This window comes from Duganella sp. GW821-FHT07F09 (genome assembly GCF_059418705.1).
In genome coordinates, this window is record NZ_JBWKQJ010000004.1 from 185,600 (window position 1) to 202,219 (window position 16,620).

9 protein-coding genes are annotated in these 16,620 nt (G+C 63.5%); 3 read left to right on the forward strand and 6 right to left on the reverse strand.

Annotated elements, in window-relative coordinates; translation table 11 throughout:
* Positions 1-21: 21 nt before the first annotated feature.
* A complete protein-coding gene (locus AC07P1_RS12425; RefSeq protein ID WP_494696101.1) occupies positions 22-2,727 on the reverse strand; it encodes a TonB-dependent receptor in 2,706 nt (901 codons plus the stop codon).
* A gap of 310 nt (positions 2,728-3,037) precedes the next feature.
* Here AC07P1_RS12425 and AC07P1_RS12430 point away from each other — a divergent pair, with 310 nt between their 5' ends.
* Entirely contained in the window at positions 3,038-4,372 is a 1,335-nt protein-coding gene (locus AC07P1_RS12430; protein WP_494696102.1) for an ATP-binding protein, read from the forward strand.
* Positions 4,373-4,378: 6 nt separating this feature from the next.
* Here the strand turns inward: AC07P1_RS12430 and AC07P1_RS12435 are convergent, their stop codons facing one another.
* Positions 4,379-6,025 carry an NAD(P)/FAD-dependent oxidoreductase gene (locus tag AC07P1_RS12435; RefSeq protein WP_494696103.1) on the reverse strand — a complete coding sequence of 549 codons (1,647 nt, stop codon included), beginning with the start codon at positions 6,023-6,025 and terminating at the stop codon, positions 4,379-4,381.
* 845 nt (positions 6,026-6,870) lie between these two features.
* Positions 6,871-7,143: a hypothetical protein gene (locus AC07P1_RS12440; protein ID WP_494696104.1), complete on the reverse strand. Its 273-nt coding sequence runs from the start codon at positions 7,141-7,143 to the stop codon at positions 6,871-6,873.
* 97 nt (positions 7,144-7,240) lie between these two features.
* On the opposite strand from AC07P1_RS12440, the gene AC07P1_RS12445 reads away from it, so the two are divergent.
* A complete protein-coding gene (locus AC07P1_RS12445) occupies positions 7,241-10,153 on the forward strand; it encodes a TonB-dependent receptor plug domain-containing protein (protein ID WP_494696105.1) in 2,913 nt (970 codons plus the stop codon).
* Between the two features lie 63 nt (positions 10,154-10,216).
* On the opposite strand, the gene AC07P1_RS12450 is transcribed toward AC07P1_RS12445, so the two are convergent.
* The 3 genes from AC07P1_RS12450 to AC07P1_RS12460 all read right to left on the reverse strand — a co-directional run bounded on the left by AC07P1_RS12450 (position 10,217) and on the right by AC07P1_RS12460 (position 13,015).
* Positions 10,217-11,497: an aspartyl/asparaginyl beta-hydroxylase domain-containing protein gene (locus AC07P1_RS12450; RefSeq protein ID WP_494696106.1), complete on the reverse strand. Its 1,281-nt coding sequence runs from the start codon at positions 11,495-11,497 to the stop codon at positions 10,217-10,219.
* A gap of 148 nt (positions 11,498-11,645) precedes the next feature.
* Entirely contained in the window at positions 11,646-12,197 is a 552-nt protein-coding gene (locus tag AC07P1_RS12455; protein ID WP_494696107.1) for a flavodoxin family protein, read from the reverse strand.
* A gap of 92 nt (positions 12,198-12,289) precedes the next feature.
* Complete coding sequence (locus tag AC07P1_RS12460) at positions 12,290-13,015, reverse strand: 16S rRNA (uracil(1498)-N(3))-methyltransferase (protein WP_494696108.1); 726 nt, start codon at positions 13,013-13,015, stop codon at positions 12,290-12,292.
* A 549-nt stretch (positions 13,016-13,564) separates the two neighbouring features.
* On the opposite strand from AC07P1_RS12460, the gene AC07P1_RS12465 reads away from it, so the two are divergent.
* The gene (locus AC07P1_RS12465) at positions 13,565-16,594 is read left to right on the forward strand and encodes a TonB-dependent receptor (protein ID WP_494696109.1); all 3,030 of its coding nucleotides are present in this window, start codon (positions 13,565-13,567) and stop codon (positions 16,592-16,594) included.
* Positions 16,595-16,620 lie beyond the last annotated feature (26 nt).

Here is a 16,620-nt window from a genome sequence, read left to right on the forward strand (position 1 = left end):
TTTTTGTTTTACGACTTCAGGTTAGAAGTTGTAGGTGGCGCGCACGTACAGGGTGCGGCCCGTTGGATCCGTGTAGCGTGGATCGTAACCAGCCTGGAAGGCGGTGGTCTGGTACGACAGCGGCGGCTCGCGGTCGAACAGGTTGCGCACGCCGGCGGTCAGGGTCAGGCCCTTGATCGCTTCCCACGAACCGTAACCGTCGAACGTGGTGTACGACGAAACGTGGTTCTCAGGATCCTGGTCGATATAGCCCGACTTGTAGTGCGCGGTCAAACCGGCGCCGAACTTGCCCGAGCTCCAGTTCACGTTGGCGCTGTTCTGCCAGCGGAAGACCACGCTGTCACCCGAGAATTCGCCCAGTCGGTTGCGCATCGTGTCGCCGACGAAGTTCTGGTACTCATACTTGTGCACCCAGGTGCCGTTGTACGAGAAGTTGAACAGGCCGTAGTTGGTGGTGCGCAGCTTGTAGGCGGCGGCCAGGTCGACACCGTTGGTGTTCATGTCGCCCAGGTTCTGCGTGCGCAGGTCCAGGTAGCCGCAGGTGATCGGGTTGGGGCACTGCGAACCATCGACCGCCAGGTCGCCGGCCGGATTGCGCTTGTAGTACGGCGCGAAGGTGACCGGATCGCTCAGCACGTCGTTGTCCTGCAGGTTGCCGATTTGCTGGGTCAGGCGGATCGACCAGTAGTCGGCCGACAGGGTCACGTTGTTGACCGGTTCCCACACCAGACCGACGGTGCCGGTCTTCGAACGCTCGGGGTTCAGGTTCTTGTTACCACCGTTGAGCACCTGGAACTGCTGGCCGCAGTTGGCCGCTGCCGACTTGCCAGGGATCGGATTGCCGCCCGGGCAGTTGATCGGATCGTCCATGGTGTTGACGGCGTTGGTGTACGAGTTGGCGGCGTTGATCTCATACAGCGACGGCGCGCGGAAACCCTTCGAGTACGAACCGCGCATCAGCAGCGACGTCAGCGGACGGTAGACGAACGAGAACTTCGGATTGGTGGTGTGGCCGAAGTCGCTGTATTTGTCGTAACGGAAGGCGGCGGTCAGGTCCAGGTTCTTCAGCACCGGCACGTTCAGCTCGGAGTAGAAGGCCGACACGCTGCGCTTGCCTTCGTTCAGGGTCAGCGGATCGATACCGGTGGAGGCGATCACTTTTTCCGCGAACTCGGTGTTGGCCGCGCTACGGAATTGCTGGTGTTCGTACTGGGCGCCAACGGCCAGGCCAGCCTGGTGGCCGGTGTTGAGCCAGTCGCCGACTTCACGGCTCAGCTTGATGTCCGCGCCCTTGCTGATGCCTTGCGCGTTCATGATGTTGCCGCTCAGCGCTGCGCTGTTCAGCAGCGCCGTGCCGGCCGCGCTCTGGTCGCCGAAGACGTTGATCACGCCGTCGAGTACGCCGCGCGAGATGATGCCGCCGTCGCTGTAGCCGTTCAGGTTTTGCTTGACCTTGTTCTTGTTGTACGACAGCGCGGTCTCGTAGTCCCAACCGGCGACGACGCCTTTGAGGTTCACCACCAGGCGTTCCTGGCGGTTGATGTTCTCGTCGGCGCGCGAGCCGTTCGGCAGGTCGCGCCAGCGCGCGTGCACGAAGCCCGGCTGAACGCCGTCGGTGATCGAGCCGCCGGTGTCCATGAAGTTCGGGTCCAGCGGAATGCTGTTAGGGACGGTGCCGTTGCCCGGGAAGTAAGGGTTCGGGGTGCCGTCCGGACGGTTGCGGTTGATGTACAGGCCGCCGTACGGCACCGGGGCGATCGCGCTTTGTACCTTGCTCTGGGTGGTCAGGTATTCCACGCCCAGTTCATGGCTGTCGGTCAGCTTGAAGGTGCCGCGGATCAGGCCCGTGGTGCGCTCGCTCTTCGGCACGTAGTCGACGAAGGCCGAGGTGGTCATCTGGCAGGCGCCGTTGCTGCCTGGTACCAGGTTCGGGGCGCTGGTGCAGCCTGGACCGGCCGGGTTGCCGCTGGCGTCGGCCTGGTAGTAGTTGGCCGGGCTGGTCGATGCCGACAGGCCGCCGGCGTAGCGGCGGTTGAAGTCGCGCTGGGTTCCGCCGATCGGGTTTTGGCCCTGGTGGTCGACCATCGCGAAGATGTTGAAGCGATCCTGCTCGAGGTCGCCGAAGCCGTAGCCGATGTTGGCGTTGCGGCTGGTGCCGCCGTCCTTGCGCGGGCTGTCCGCGCCGACGGTGACGGTGCCGCCTTGCCAGTCTTTTTTGGTGATGAAGTTGATCACGCCGCCGACCGCGTCGGAGCCGTACAGCGACGAGGCGCCGTCGCGCAGCACTTCGACGCGCTCGAGCGCGGCGAATGGAATCATGTTCAGGTCGGGCGCCGAGCTGTCGAAGGCGTTGTTCGCCAGGCGGCGGCCGTTCAGCAGGATCAGGGTCTTGTTGGCGCCGATGCCGCGCAGGTCGGCGAACGAGGCGCCGCCGGTGCCGGAGCCGACGACCTGGCTGGTGCCGGTGCTCGACTGCGATACGCTCAGATTGGCCAGTACCTGTTCGACGGTGGTGATACCTTCTTTTTTCAGGTCGGCCATCTTCACGACGGTCACGGGCACGGCGGTCTCAGCGTCGATACGCTTGATAGCCGAACCGGTAATTTCCACGCGCTGGATCGGCGCGTCTGGTGCTTGTTGAGCGATTGCCGGTTGTGCCAGCACGAACGCGGCACCGCCGGCAAACATCAGCCGCAGCGAACGCGAAATAACGGTTTCCATCATCATTGCTTCAACTCCTAAGAGATCTTATTGCTTCTTTATCATTAAACGACCCGGGCTGAATAATCCATGGGTAAATTATTCAGGGTTGCCATCAGACCACCCGAAGGGCGCAGGGTCAATTGTCTCTCTGTAACAAGTTTGACATAAACAACACTTCCTACGGTTTTTGCATGAAAAAGCACGTTTTTTACACAAAAATACAAAGTTTTTTAAAAATAATGGCAAATTTGTGCTAGAGCTCGTTAAAAACTTCACCCGTTTTCATGCGCGCGAATGGCGGTACAATCAATAGCCTGTCCACTGGGGGGATGCGATGACGGAAGAACCGCGGGAGGAGCTGCCGGAGGCGCTGGCCGAGGCCACATTGCGCGCCATCACGGCGTCGACCTCGCGCGCGCGCGGCGACGATTTCCTGCGCCTGATGGTGCGCGAGCTGGCGCTGGCGCTCGACGTGCGCTACGTCATCGCCGGCCGCCTGATCGCCATGGCCGACGGCCACGAGGGCATCCGCACGCTGGCGCTGTGGGGCGGCGGCGACTACCTGCCGGCGATGGAATACAGCCTGCGCCACACGCCTTGCCAGGACGTGGCCGACCAGAGCATTTGCTTCCACGCCTGCGGCATCCAGGCCGACTACCCAAGGGACACCTTGCTGGTCGATATGCAGGCCGAGAGCTATATCGGCATCCCGATGATCGACACCGAGGGCAAGACGCTGGGCATCCTGTCGGCCATCGACACGCGCCCCATTTCCGAGGACAAGCGCCTGCTGGCGCTGTCGCTGCTGTCGATCTTCGCCACCCGCTGCGCGGCCGAACTGCAGCACCAGGAGCGCGAGCGCACGCTCGAACAAACGGTGCAACAGCGCAGCGAAGCCTTGCTGGCGGCGCAGGCCATCCTGGTCGAGCAAGAAAAGATGGCGGCGCTGGGCGCGATGGTGGCCGGCGTGGCGCACGAGGTCAATACGCCGATCGGCGTGGCGGTGACGGCGTCGTCCAGCCTGAGCTCTTATGCCGAGGAGTTGGTCAAATGCGTCAGCGGCGAGCGCGTCAGCCGTTCCGAACTGGTGGCCACGGCCCAGCGGCTGCGCGAGGCGGCCCTGCTGGTCGAGCGCAACCTGGCGCGCGCCGCCGATTTGATCGGCAACTTCAAGCAGTTGGCGGTCGACCAGGGCAGCACCCATGTGGTGGAGATGGGCTTGCGCGACCACGCGCTCAGCGTGGTGTCGGCGCACGGGCCGGAGTTGCGCAAGGTCGGCATCCAGGTCGGCGTCGAGATCGCTGGCGACCTGCGGGTGCGGCTGGATGCCGGGCGCTGGTCGCAGGTGCTGTCGAACCTGTTGATGAACGCGGCCAAGCACGGCTATCCGAACGGCGGCCCCGGCAAGGTCGTGCTGAGCGGACGCGACGAACTGGAGGAGGGCGCGCGCTGGCTGCTGCTGGAGTTCGCCGACGACGGTGTCGGCCTGACGGCGGAGGTGCGCGAGCGCCTGTTCGAACCGTTCTTCACCACCAAGCGCGGGCAGGGCGGATCCGGCCTGGGCATGCACATCGTCTACACCATCGTGCACCAGATGGGCGGGCAGGTGGCGGTGTCGCCCGGCACGCCGGGCTGCCGCATCACCATCCGCCTGCCGGTCGGGGCGTAGCCTTTCCTAAGACTTGCCGTTATCGGCGGCCATCGACAAGGCCACAGCCTCCGCCACCTTGATGCCGTCGACGCCGGCCGAGAGGATGCCGCCGGCATAACCGGCGCCTTCGCCGGCCGGGAACAGGCCGCGCGTGTTCAGGCTTTGCAAGGTGTCGTCGCGGCGCTTGATGCGGATCGGCGACGAGGTGCGCGTTTCCAGTCCGGTCAGCACGGCGTCGTGCTTGAAGTAGCCGCGCACCTGCTTGTCGAACGCCGGGAAGGCTTCGCGCAGCGCGGTGACGGCGAATTCCGGCAGGATTTGCGCCAGGTCGGTCAGGTGCACGCCCGGCTTGTACGACGGCACCACCGCGCCGAACTCGGTCGAGGCGCGGCCGGCGACGAAGTCGCCCATCAACTGGCCCGGTGCGTTGTAGGTGCCGCCGCCCAATTCAAACGCTTTTTCCTCCAGCCGGCGCTGGAATTCGATGCCGGCCAGCGGGTGGCCCGGATAATCGACCTCCGGCGAGATGCTCACCACGATGGCGCTGTTGGCGTTGCGCTCGTTGCGCGAATACTGGCTCATGCCGTTGGTGACCACGCGGCCCGGTTCGGACGCGGCCGCCACCACGGTGCCGCCCGGGCACATGCAGAAGCTGTAGACGGCGCGGCCGTTGGAGGCGTGGTGCACCAGCTTGTAGTCGGCCGCGCCCAGGATCGGATGGCCGGCGTTGGGGCCGAAGCGGCAGGTGTCGATCAGCGACTGCGGGTGCTCGACCCGGAAGCCGATCGAGAACGGTTTGGCCTCGATGTAGACGCCGCGCTCGTACAACATCTCGAAGGTGTCGCGCGCGCTGTGGCCGATCGCCAGCACCACGTGGTTGGTGACGATCTTCTCGCCGCTCTCGAGGGTCAGGCCGCGCACCTGGCCGCCCTGGTCGCCCAGCTGCTCGATCTCGATGTCGACCACCTTGTTGCCGAAGCGGTATTCGCCGCCCATGGCCTCGATGTTGGCGCGCATCTGCTCGACCATCTTGACCAGGCGGAAGGTGCCGATGTGGGGCTTGCTGACGTAGATGATCTCCTCCGGCGCGCCGGCCTTGACGAACTCGGTGAGCACCTTGCGGCCGTAGTGCTTCGGGTCCTTGATCTGGCTGTAGAGCTTGCCGTCCGAGAAGGTGCCGGCGCCGCCTTCGCCGAACTGCACGTTGGACTCGGGGTTCAGTTCGCGCTTGCGCCAGAAGCCGAAGGTATCGACGGTGCGCTCGCGCACCTGCTTGCCGCGTTCGAGGATGATGGGCCGCAAGCCCATCTGGGCCAGGATCAACGCGGCGAACAGGCCGCACGGCCCGGTGCCGATGACCACCGGGCGCGGGTTCTTGTCGTGGCCGGCCAACTGCTCGCCGGCGGCGACGTATTTATACGAGGTGTCCGGCGAGGGCATCAGGTGGGCGTCGTGCTTGAGGCGCTTGAGCAGCGCCGCTTCGTCGCGGACGTCGACGTCGAGCGAGTAGATCAGCACGATCGCGGTTTTCTTGCGCGCGTCGTAGCTGCGTTTGAACACGGTGAAGCCGAGCAGGTCGGCGGCGGGGATGTCGAGGCGCGCCAGGATGGCGGCCGGCAGGTCGTCCCCGGTGTGGTTCAGCGGGAGCTTGACTTCATTTAAACGCAGCATGATGGATTCCTGAGAGGGCGCTGTCTAGGCGCCATGGCCGTCGGACCGGCATGGGCCGGCCCGTGAAAGGCCGTATTTTACCAATATTGCCGCCCGGACGCAGCTTTCCGCCGGCGGCGCGCCTTTTGAAATGCGGTCTATCGGGCTTGCGAAAAATATAAAACGCCGCGATGGCATTTATAGAATATTAAGTTCAGCCGCCGGGGGCCGCGCGGGATGCCGCCGCGCCGGCCGACACCGGCGTCATTTAATTCGCCGCCGGGCGTGGCCGGCGCGGGATAATATCGGCCTATTCTCCCTCGCGGTTTTATTTCGGGATGTTTTATTCCCTGAATTATTCGGCCTTTATTATTTACCACCAAGTCGCCAATAACCGCCCCGGAGCCCGGTGCGAGCAAGAATTATCGCCCCCCGCCGGCACCGGGCCGCATTGCCCACCACACAGTATTGCATTTAAGAAATGGTTTGTGCGCCGGCAACTGATGTGTTTGTTGTTAAAAGACGACTTGCACCAGATTGGGTAGCGCCCGGGTTTTATACGGCACAAGCCTCAGTTCGCTTGGTGTGGTGTGCCAACCGGTAGCGAAATCGTCATTTCGGTACATCTGCCATGCCCCGTTTTCGATGTTCTTTGTTTTGTGGATGAAGCGGCGGACCTTTATTTTCTGCGGTTCGTTCTTGACGACAATGAGTTTTGATGCAAATCCCGGAGGCAACGTTACTTCCGAGCAGAAAGCATCGCCATGTTGTCTTTTTGTTGTTTTTCCGCGCTGATACTATTGTCGTTAAACAAACTAAAAATGCTTCATTGGAAACATTTCTCCCGATTACGGTGCATGTTGTTGTCAACAAGAGACAACTAAAAAAGTGTCGAATTGATATGGGTTTGGGGCGATGTCGACCCGCCCAAACCGGCGCCCCAAATTGGTGCGCGCCGAATTGGCGCCGCCGCCGCCGGGCGGGCCGGCCGTCAGGTTTATTGACAATGGTCGAGCTGCTATGTTTTTATGAATGGCGGCAAAGTCCTGGATTATTTCGCCCATGATCCATTCCCGGACGTTGTCACCGGCAGTGCAAAGGTTTTGAAAGAGCAGGGCAGCAATCGGTGGTTTTATCAAAGTCTCCGATGAGCTTATAAAAGAAAAGGGTCGTTTTACTCGTCGTTCAAAAGATGCAGTGAGACGTCTAATAAACACACCAAGGGAATTGAATATAATGATCAAGGAAACAGTACTGTCTCGCTCGATCCGCGTGATGTTCGTCAGCGGCCTCGCGCTGGGTATGCATGCCGCCAGCGCGCAGGAAGCGGCGCCCGAGGCGATGCAAAAGGTGGAAGTGACCGGCTCGCGCATCCCGACCCTGAACACCGACGGCGTCAGCCCGATGGTCGTGCTTGGCGCGAAGGACATCAAGCTCGACGGCGTGCGCAACGTGGAGAGCCTGCTCAACAACCTGCCGCAGGTGTTCGCATCGCAATCGGGTAACGTCGTCAACGGCGCCACCGGTACCGCCACCGTCAACTTGCGCGGCCTGGGCGACAACCGCACGCTGGTGCTGGTCGACGGCCGCCGCATGCCGGCCGGCTCGCCAGGGACGTCGGCTGCCGACTTGAATCAAATTCCTACCGCGCTGATCAAGCGCGTTGAAGTGATGACCGGCGGCGCCGGCGCCGTCTACGGCGCGGACGCCGTGGCCGGTGTGGTCAACTTCATCATGATCGACAATTTCGAAGGCGTGCAGGTCGAGTTGAACGGCAGTGGCTACAACCACCAGCAAAACAACCCGCGCGGCGTGGCCGACATCGTCGCCGGCCGTGCCGCCACCAATCCGAGCCAGTTCGCCGTGCCCGACAACAAGAGCTTCGACGGCCGCTCCAAGGACGCCTCCCTGCTGATCGGTGGTAACTTCGCCGACGGCAAGGGTAACGCCACCCTGTTCTTCAGCTACAAGAAGGACGACGCCCTGCTGCAGTCCGAGCGCGACTTCACCGCCTGCTCGCTGGCCTCGTCGGCCGCCGGCTTCTCCTGCGGCGGCTCCAGCACCAATGCCACCGGCCGCTTCACCAACACCAAGACCGGCACCGTCTACACCACCACCGCGTCGGGCGATCCACGCCTGTACAACACCGCGCTGGACGCCTACAACTTCGGCCCGATCAACCACCTGCAGCGTCCCGACGAGCGCTATGGCGTGGCCGCCTCGGCACGCTACGACGTGACCGACAAGCTGCGCGTGTACAGCAACTTCGCCTTCCACGACGATAAGAGCGACGCGCAGATCGCCCCTGGCGGCCTGTTCGGCAACGTCTACAACGTCCGCTACGACAATCCGTTCCTGACCCCGGCCATGCGCAACGCCATGAGCCTGTTCGCACCCGGCGATGAGACCGACGTCGTCATCCAGCGCCGCAACGTTGAAGGCGGCGGCCGCAATGCCCTGTTCACCAACACTTCGTACCGCATGCTGTTCGGCGCCAAGGGCGAAGTCGGTAAATGGTCCTACGATGTGTACGCGCAAACGTCGAAAGTGCGTTTCGCCGGCAGCTCGGACAACTACTTCTCGAAAGAGCGCGGCGCCAAGGCGCTTGACGTGCGCAACGTCGGCGGCGTGGCCACCTGCGCGGCCACCGTGGCCGGCACCGATCCGGGTTGCGTACCGTACAACCCGTGGACTGTGGGCGGCGTCACGCCGGAGATGCTGGCTTACATCCAGATCCCTGGCCAGCAGTTCGGCTACACCAAGCAGCAAATCCAGAGCGGCACCATCGGCGCCGACCTGGGTGAGTACGGCCTGCGCGTCCCGACCTCGCAAAATGGCGTGGGCGTGTCGTTCGGCGTGGAACGCCGTGTCGAGGAAATCCAGTTGAACCCGGACGGTCCTTCGCAGAACTTTGACCTCGACGGCGCCGGTGGTCCGGTGTCGCCGGTGCGCGGCCGCTATGTGGTGAAAGACATCTTCGGCGAGGTGCGCCTGCCGTTGCTGGAAGACCGCTCGTTCGCCAAGAAGCTCGAGACCAATCTGTCGTTCCGCCACACCGATATCGACACCGGCGTGACCGCCAACACCTACGGCCTGGGCCTGTTGTGGCAGCCGACGGACATGATCTCGGTACGCGCCTCGCATCAAAAAGCCGTGCGCGCGCCGAACATCATCGAGCTGTTCTCGCCGGCGGGTAACAACCTGTACGACAACGACGCCGATCCATGCGCGGGCACGACGCCGACCGCCACGCTGGCGCAGTGCGCCCGCACCGGGGTTACCGCGGCCCAGTACGGCAATATCCAGGACAGCCCGGCCGGCCAGTACAACTACTTGGCGGGCGGCAACCCTGCGCTGCGTCCTGAAACCTCGAAGTCCAACACCGTCGGCCTGGTCATCGCCCCGTTGCGTAACCTGACCGTGACCGTGGATTACTTCGACATCAAGGTCAACGACACCATCAGCAACGTCAGCCCGTCGACGACCCTGGAAAAGTGCCTGGACTCCGGCAATCCGACCTACTGCTCGCAGATCACCCGCGACCGTCTGGGCACCCTGTGGCTGTTGCCTGAGGCATCGATCGTTGGCACCAACACCAACATCGGCAGCCTGCACACCCGTGGCCTGGATCTGGGCTTCAGCTACGACCAGAAGGTCGGCGCCTATGGCCGCATGGGCTTGGTCATGAACGGCACCTACCTGAAGAACTACGAAGTGGAAGAGTTGCCGGGCGACGGTTCCTTCGATTGCGCGGGCCTGTACAACGGCGCCGGCAAGTGCGGCCAGGCACGTCCGAAATGGCGTCACAAGCTGCGTCTGAACTGGAACACCCCATGGTCGACCGATTTGGCCGTGACTTGGCGCTACTTCAAGGCTGTCGATCTGGAAACCACCAGCGACAACCCTCTGCTGAGCGGTACCGCACGTCCGGTCGAGGCCGAACTGGGCGCACGCAGCTACATCGACCTGGCCGGCACCTACGCGCTGACCAAGAAGATCACCTTGAGCGCGGGCATCAACAACCTGTTCGACAAGGATCCTCCGCTGACCTCGCTGGCCGGTACCGGCGTGGGTAACGGTAATACGTTCCCATCGATGTACGACGCGCTGGGCCGCAAGATCTTCCTGAACATGACCGCCCGCTTCTAATCGGCGCCATGTAAGCAAAAAGGGCGGACCCTCGGGTCCGCCCTTTTTTTCATCCCGGCCGGCTTAGAGGCCGAAGCCGCCTTCTTGCCGGCGGAAGTCCTGCACGCCGCGCGCCAGCGCGGTGATCAGCTCGCGCTCGGCCGGCGACAGGTGCGGATGCCAGATGTCGAAGATCAGCACCACGCGCAACTGCTCGCTGTTGTTCCATGCCTCGTGCTCGATGGTGTCGTCGAACACCCAGGCCTGGCCCGGCACCCACTGGCGCGTCTCGTTGGCCACGCGGAAGCCGCAGCCGGGCGGCACGATCAGCGGCAAATGCGTCACCAGGCGCGCGTTGCTGACGCCGACGTGGGCCGGAATGCGCGTTTTCGGTTTGAGCAGCGAGAACATGGCGCTCGGCGTGCGGCCGGGCTGGTCCGGCTGCGGCGCCCCGCCCAGCAGCGCCATCGTGCGCGGACACTTTTCCACGTTGCCGGCCACCGGCGCGCCGTCTCGCAGCAGGTGGTAGGCGCTCCAGCGCGGCGAGTTGTTCAGTTCGGCGAACTGGTTGTGCGGCACGTCGTCCGCGTACGTCAGGTAGGGCACGAAGTCCTGCTCGGCCGCCAGCACTTGCAGAAATTCGTCGCGGATCGCGTCGGTGCCCGCTTCGATCGCGTCGAGCCAGGGGAAGTCGCCGCGCGGCAGGAACGGCTGCGGTAGCAGGCCGGGGTAGTGGTACACCATCGACTGCGAATCGTAGCGGCGCTTGCGCCCGACCATGATGTCGATCGATTCGCGGAAGCGGCGCAGGTCCTCGCCCGCGTGGCGCCGGTATTGCTGGTCGAGGAAGTTGTCGAGGAAGCGGCCGAAGCCGGCCTGGTAGGTGTCGACATACTGGAGGGCGTGTTCGACGGCGGTGCGCATGCCCGGTTCGAGTTGGGCCAGCGGCGGCGCCACCTGCGCCACCGCGCCGTACACCGAGGCCGACTTGTGGGTGTCGCCCTGGCGCTCGAGCAGGTTGGCACGCAGGATCAGCGCCACCATGTGCGACGGGTCGGCCACCAGCGCGTTGTGGATCGCGGTCTCCTCGGCCGCCTCGTCCTTTTGCGCCTGGCACGCCAGCGCCAGGTTGATCCAGTTTTGCGGATCGTCCTGGTCTGCGCGCACCAGCCGCTCGAAGGCCCGGCGCGCGGTCGCGTGGTCGCCATGGCGGAAGGCGCGCTTGCCGAGCGACGACAAGGCCAGCGGATGGGCCGGCGCCAGCTCCAGCAGGCGCGCCCACAGGCGGGCCGCGTCCTCCTCCTTGCCGGCTTTGGTGGCCTGGATGGCGGCGGCCTCCAGGATCGCGATTTCGGGTTCGGCCATGGGCGGTGTCTTCTCTTTTTTATCGATCGAGGCTGGCGGTCGCCAGACGGAAAATTATAGCTTGCCGGCGGCGCCGCGACCGCAAAAAAAAACGCAAAAAAACCCGCATGGCCCGGCGGCGCATGCGGGTTGGCCGGCGGCGGCGCTGCTACTTCAGGCGCGCGGCGATGGCGGCGACGCGCGCGCCGTAGGCCTTGGCGGTGTCGAGATCGCCTTGCGGGATTTCATCGACGCCGGCGTCCGACGGCGACTGCGCCATGGCGCCGACCGAGCCGCCGATGTTGTTCAAGTCGGTGCGCTGGGCCGCCTTGGTGTTGGATGGCAGCATGCCCAGGCTGACCCAGATGCCGCCATGCTGCGAGGCCAGCGTGTTCAGGTAGACCAGGGTGTTTTGCTTGTCGCCGCTGAAGCTGGCGCTGTTGGTGAAGCCGCCGAAGACCTTGTCCTTCCAGCCGCTGCCGAACCAGACCTTGGAGCTGGCGTCGGCGAATTTCTTGAACTGCCAGCTCGGGCCGCCCATATAGGTCGGCGTGCCGAAGAGGATGGCGTCGGCCGCGGCCAGTTTCTCCCAGGCGCCGTCGGGCAGGTTGCCCTCGGCGTCGATGGCCAGCAATTCACCACCGGCACCTTCACTGACGTACTCGGCGACACGTTTGGTATGTCCATAACCGGAGTGATAGACGATGACGATTTTGCTCATGTGGCCCCTTCAATGGAAAGTTAAACGGAAGCCATAGATTAGTCGAGCGGGGGCGTTTGGACAATACTAACCCAAAGGTAGGGACGGGCCCGTTACATCCCGCCCCAGATCGCGCTCAGCGCGCCGACCGCCGCCAGCGCCGCCGTCTCGGTGCGCAGGATGCGCGGCCCCATCGCCAGCGGCAGCGCGCCGTGGCGCAGCGCCATGTCCTCCTCCTGCTCGCTCAGGCCGCCCTCGGGGCCGATCACCAGGGTGACCGCCTGCGGTCCCTGGTGGCGCGCCCAGTCCGGCAGCGACTGCCGCGCGCGCGGCGTCAGGATGATGCGGCGGTGCATGTCCTGCTGGGTGATCCATTGCTTGTAGTCCTGTAGCGGCGCCAACTGGGCCAGGCGGTTGCGGCCGCTCTGCTCGGACGCCGATTCGATGATGCCGCGCCAGTGTCCCATCTTTTTCTCCGCGCGCTCGGCCGACAGCCGCACCACGCAGCGCTGCGCCGCCAGCGGCTGGAAGCCCGACACGCCCAGTTCGATGGCTTTTTCGATGATCCAGTCCATCTTGGTGCCCTCCGGCAACGCCTGCGCGAGGGTGATGGCGAACGGCAACTCGACGTCGCGCGCATGGTGGGCCTTGATCTCGACGGTGGCGCTGCGGCGCTCGATGTGGGTCAAGGTCGCGCTGTATTCGCCCCCATCGCCGTTGAACAGCGTGACCAGCTCGCCCTGGGCCAGCCGCAGCACCTGGATGTGATGGGCCACGGTGTCGGGCAGGGTGAGGAGTTGGCCGACGGCCAGCGGCTGGGAAATGTGAAAGCGGGGCATGCGGAAATCCGGTCGGTGGTGATCGACAATTTTAATCGCTGCGCTGGCGTCCGGGTGACTTACTTATGGTTATAACCTGCAGTTACAAAATCGGCGCGATCATGGTGCGGGCGGGCGCGATATGTGTGCAGCGGTCGCGTTCGCGGCAAAAATCCGCACCAAGATGGGAAGCGGTTTTGACCGACGTTTTCATAAAGCGGTAAAAATTCGGTTAAATCCCAAACGCAAAAATTCTATATCGATATTACAAATTTTAACGGTATTAAAAATGTAACCAATGCTTGTTCTGGGTGGAATATGTGGCTCCATCGTAAATCAATATTCTTGGATAATGTATACAATTATTTTTGTTTTGCCTGTTTTTTAGTCAATTCGTTGTTTTATTGCATAATGAAAGCCGCTTCATTGACAGTGTAATTCTGTACATGGTTTTATCACCCCGGCAGGCCATAAATACTTATGGGCTGTAATTATTGGTAACCAGATCTCCATCAGAGAGACAACGGGCAATGGTGCCCAAAAGGCAAATCTTCTAAATCGGGAAAATACATGTTCAGGAAAACAGTCTTAGTAAATGCGCTGTCGATCGCCTTCGGCACGGCGGCCTTGACCGTTGCGGTGGTGCCGCCGGTGATGGCGCAGTCGAACGCTTCGGGTAACATCTTCGGCCAAGTCGAATCGCCGTCGGGCGCCTCGGTCGTGGCGGAGAACAAGCAAACCGGCTTGAAGCGGACGGCGCTGCCGGAGGCGGGCGGCCGCTACCAGTTCACGGCGCTGCCGGTGGGCCGCTACACGGTCCAGTTGGTGCGCGACGGCAACGTGGTCGGCAGCAATGAAGTCGAGGTGCAAATCGGCCAGGGCGTCAACGCTTCCTTCACCAGCGCCGTGCAGGCGGTGCAGGTGACGGGCCGCCGCAGCCGCATCGACATTTCCAACACCAACAGCGGCGTTTCCTTCACCGCCAGCGAGCTGGCCAAGCTGCCGATCACGCCGTCGGTGGCTTCGATCATCCAGCTGGCGCCCAATACCACCCGCGGCGACTCGCGCTACGGCGACGGCAACGCGCCGAGCTTCGGCGGTTCGGCGGCGTCGGAAAACGCCTTCTACATCAACGGCTTCCCCGTCACCAACGTGCTGTTCCAGGTCGGCACCTCCGAACTGCCGTTCGGCGCCATCGGCGGCGCGCAAATCCTCACCGGCGGCTTCGGCGCCGAATTCGGCCGTTCGACCGGCGGCGTGGTCAACATCTCGACCAAGAGCGGCACCAACACCTGGGAAGCGGGCGGCAGCGTCAGCATCGAGCCGAACTCGCTGCGGTCGACCGAGAAGAGCGTTTATTACGGCAACAACGGTTTGCCGACCGACGGCAAGCTGTACCGGTACAACGCGGACAACACCCGCGACAGCACCATCGCCAACGTCTACGTCAGCGGCCCGATCATCAAGGACACGCTGTTCTTGTACGCCAATATCGAGCGCACCAAGACCGACATCGACAATACCCGCGCCAATGCCGACAGCACGGCCCTGAACACCGGCTGGGAAGAGCGCCGCGACACCATCAACCGGGGCCTCGTCAAGGTCGACTGGAACATCAACGACAACCACCGCCTGGAAGGCACCTACATCAACGACGATCCGAAATCGGACCGCAAGTACTACCGTTACGACTACGCCAACCAGACGCACGGCGCGGACCAGACCGGCGGCGCGCACTATGAAAGCTACGGCCCGACGCCGGTGGCCGCCAAGGTCGGCGCCGAGATCAAGATCCTCAACTACACCGGCAACCTGTCCGACGACGTGACACTGACGGCCATGGTCGGCAAGAGCCTGACCGAGCACGTGTACGATCCGGTCGGTTACAACCCGACCCTATTCCAGGTGACGGCGCCGGCCATCGCGCGCATCCCCGGCTTCAGCTACAACAGTCCGCAGACGACCACCGGCAACATTCTGGCCCCCGGCGCGTTCGACGAGCAGAAGGTAATGAACCTGAACCTGCAGTACAAGGTGGGCGACCATACCATCCGCGTCGGCGCCGACCAGAACAAGATCAGCTCGAAGGCCGGCAACAGCCGCGCCGGCGGCGGCACCTGGGTGTATGGCTTCGCCACCAACCCGAACTCGCCGATCAACTCGGCCATCCCGGCGCCGGCCACCAACGGCGGCTTCGGCAGCCAGGGCTACTATGTCAGCCGCGCGCTGTCGTCGGGCGTGTCGACGCCGTCGGTCGACCAGGACGCCCAATACATCGAGGACACCTGGCAAGCGACGTCCAAGCTCATCATCAAGGCCGGCCTGCGCAACGAGCAGTTCACCAACTACAACGGCGACGGCCAGCCTTACGTGTCGATGCGCCACCAGCTGGCGCCACGCTTCGGCGCCACCTGGGACGCGTTCGGCGATTCGTCGCTCAAGGTGTTCGCCAACGCCGGCCGCTACCACCTGCAAATGCCGACCAACGTCGCCGTGCGCGCGGCCGGCGCCTCGCTCAACACGTCCGAATACTTCACCTATTCGGGCGTCGACGCGGCCACCGGCGCGCCGACCGGCCTGCGGCCGCTCGGTGCGCTGTACTCGGCCAACAACGAGTTCGGCCAGTCGAAGGATCCGCGCGGCGTCGCCGCCCAGAACATGGACTCGCTGTACCAGGACGAGCTGATCCTCGGCTTCGAGCGCGCCTATTCGCCCAGCCTGAACTTCGGCGCCAAGGTCACCTACCGCAAGCTGAAATCGACCATCGACGACTTCTGCGACCAGCGCCCGTTCGACAAGTACGCGGCCGACCACGGCATCGAGAACAACTTCGTGTTCAATTGCGCGCTGTTCAATCCGGGCAAGGACAACGACTTCCTGGTCGATTACGCCGGCGACGGTTCCAAGCTGACGCCGGTGCACCTGACGGCGGCCGAGCTGGGCTATCCGGAGGTCAAGCGCAGCTACGCGGCGCTGGACCTGTTCGCCGAGCACCCGCTGCGCAACGGCTGGTACGGCAAGATCAACTACACCTTGTCGCGCAACAGCGGCAACACCGAAGGCCAGACCCGTTCCGATTCGGGCCAGGCGGACGTGTCGACGACGGCGGTGTTCGATTATCCGGAACTGACCCTGAACTCGGACGGCCTGCTGCCGAACGACCGCAAGCACCAGATCAAGGCCTACGGCTTCTATCAGTTCACCGACCAGTTCATGGTCGGCGGCAACCTGCTGGTGGCGTCCGGCCGTCCGAAGAACTGCATCGGCAACCTGCCGCAGTCCTACTATGACGCCGGCAACGACGCCACCGGTTACGGTTCGGAGTTCTTCTTCTGCAACAACCAGGCGGCGCCGCGCGGCAGCCGCGGCCGCATGCCGTGGGACGCGCGCCTGGACCTGAACGTGGCCTACACGCCGACGTTCCTGAAGGGACTGGTCCTGCGGGCCGACGTCTTCAACGTGTTCGACCGCCGCGCCGCCCAGAACCAGACCGAGTCGTACAACACCGGCCTGGGCCAGAACGCCCTGTACGGCAACGTGATCAGCTACACCGCGCCGCGCTCGGTCAAGCTGACCGCCGAGTACAGCTACAAGTTCTAAACGGTTACTTATTAACCTGATAATGC